General features: G+C 53.9%; 2 protein-coding genes. One reads left to right on the forward strand and one right to left on the reverse strand.

The genetic code is table 11. The features are described 5' to 3' along the window. Nucleotides 1-218: 218 nt before the first annotated feature. Nucleotides 219-599, forward strand: coding sequence for a histone-like nucleoid-structuring protein MvaT (gene mvaT / locus ALO64_RS20095; RefSeq protein ID WP_002554971.1), 381 nt, complete (start codon nt 219-221; stop codon nt 597-599). Nucleotides 600-669: 70 nt separating this feature from the next. Here mvaT and sbcB read toward each other — a convergent pair whose 3' ends face one another. After that, nucleotides 670-2,100 carry an exodeoxyribonuclease I gene (gene sbcB / locus ALO64_RS20100; protein ID WP_004658864.1) on the reverse strand — a complete coding sequence of 477 codons (1,431 nt, stop codon included), beginning with the start codon at nt 2,098-2,100 and terminating at the stop codon, nt 670-672. Nucleotides 2,101-2,241 lie beyond the last annotated feature (141 nt).

A 2,241-nucleotide genomic window follows, 5' to 3' on the forward strand; every position in this document is an offset into this window, starting at 1 on the left:
TTGTCTACACCCTCCTAACAAAACCTATATAAAGAAGGGCTTTATAGCGAGGATCTTTTGAAGGGGGCTCGGCGCTTGCATAGTTCAGACGTCTGTAGGACGCGTGTATATTGCTAAATAATTCAAATAAAACTTTTATTTAATGTTTACTTGCTCATTTACAGTGACTATTATTGCCCCACTGTATCCCTGCAACCTACACAACATAAGGTCTCCTCATGTCCCTGATCAACGAATACCGCGCCACAGAAGAAGCCATCAAAGAACTGCAAGCCCGTTTGAAGAACCTGTCGCAAGACGACAAACTGCAAACCGAGCTGGAATTCGAAGGCAAACTGCGTACGCTGATGGGCGAATATCAAAAGTCGCTGCGTGACATCATTGCCCTGCTGGATCCGGATGCCAAGGTAAACAAAGCCCCCCGTGGCGGCGCTGTTAAACCTGCCGGTACCAAACGCGCCCGCAAGGTCAAGCAATACAAGAACCCGCACAACGGTGAAGTCATCGAAACCAAAGGTGGCAACCACAAGACATTGAAAGAGTGGAAAGCCAAGTGGGGCAGTGACGACGTCGAAAGCTGGGCCACTCTGCTGGGCTAAGCTTCAAACGCTCGCGCTTCATTGCGATTGCAAAAACGCCAGCCTGCTGGCGTTTTTTATTGTCCGTTATTTATACACCCAGACGTTTACTCAGCGCCTGCGCGTAATCCTGCCATTGGCGCAATACCTCCAACTGCTCTGGCGCGGCACTAAGAGAGCATTCAGCCAGCGCAGTCGCAAAGTCCTTCAGGGTATTGGGCGCCCCCCGTTCCGGGTCGCTCAGCCGCTGCTGACAGAAGTCCTGCCACCGCTGTTGCTCTTCACTGCTCAAGGTGTCAGGAAAGTTACGAGCGCGGTACCTGAATAACAATTCAGGCAAGCGGGCGTCATCAAACGGCCACGCGTCACGTGCCAGTTGTTCGGGCTCGGCTTGCCGAACTTGCTCGCACAGTCGACGATCACGGTCACCGATAAAACCGTCATATAACTGCTGTTCTGGATCCTCACTTGCAGCAAAATCTTCCTTGCCATAAAGGACGCTCAGTTTATCCTGCCAAACTTCACGGCTCTCACTCAACTGCGTTGCGCGTGCCTGGTAGCCCGCCATATCCAGTTGCAGCCGCTGCTGATCTTCGCTGCGTAGCACCCCCAGGGGGGCTATCACCGGGCAACGGTTTATATGCAGTAATTTGAGCGGCACCGGCAATTCGCCTTCCCCCAGCGCTTCATGCCGGGTATATAAACGCTGCTTGAGTATTTCAGCGTCGTCTTGCAACAACGGTGAAGGGTCAAGGTGCAGGTCACAGACGATCAGCGCGTTGCGGTTATGCGGGTGCCATGCCAACGGCAGCACCACGCCAAGGTAATTGCGTGCCGCAGAAAAACGTCCCGATATATGCACCAGTGGCTGCATCAGACGAACCTGCTCCTGGACTTTCTGTTTACTGCGTAATGCGAACAGGTAGTCATAAAGCTTCGGCTGTTTTTCACGAATCAGGCGCGCCAGGGCAATAGTTGCACGCACGTCGGATAACGCATCATGCGCCTGTCCATGATCAATGCCGTTGGCAGCAGTCAGTCGTTCCAGCTTGAGTGTGACGCGACCGTCCTGTTCGGGCCAGACAATGCCGTCGGGGCGTAATGCATAGGCCGCGCGCACGACATCAATCAGATCCCAGCGGCTGTTACCGCCCTGCCACTCGCGTGCATAAGGGTCGAAGAAGTTGCGATAAAAACTGTAACGCGTGACTTCATCGTCAAAACGCAAGGTGTTGTAACCCGCACCACATGTCCCTGGCGCAGATAGTTCGGCATGTACGCGGGTCATGAAATCCGCCTCGCACAAGCCTTTTTCCGCCAGCGTGGCCGGCGTTATTCCGGTAATCATACACGCAACGGGATGGGGCAGAATGTCGTCACTTAGCTGGCAATGAAGATTGACCGGCGGCGCGATTTCATTGAGTTCGGTATCGGTGCGGATGCCGGCCATCTGCAGCGCACGGTCATTGCGCGGGTTGATGCCGGTGGTTTCGTAGTCGTACCAGAAAATGCTGGAAGTCACGGGCTGATCCTGAACAAAAGACCCGCGAAGTGTAGGGCGTGACAGGTGTCATTGCCTAATCGGGTAATATCCGGCGTACCGGGAAATGTTTTCTTACAGCCCGCGTCTTGAATGGTCGGTTGCTTAGGGAGGCGCTGCAAA

The sequence above is a fragment of the Pseudomonas meliae genome, from assembly GCF_001400515.1.
GTDB classification, from domain to species: domain Bacteria; phylum Pseudomonadota; class Gammaproteobacteria; order Pseudomonadales; family Pseudomonadaceae; genus Aquipseudomonas; species Aquipseudomonas amygdali.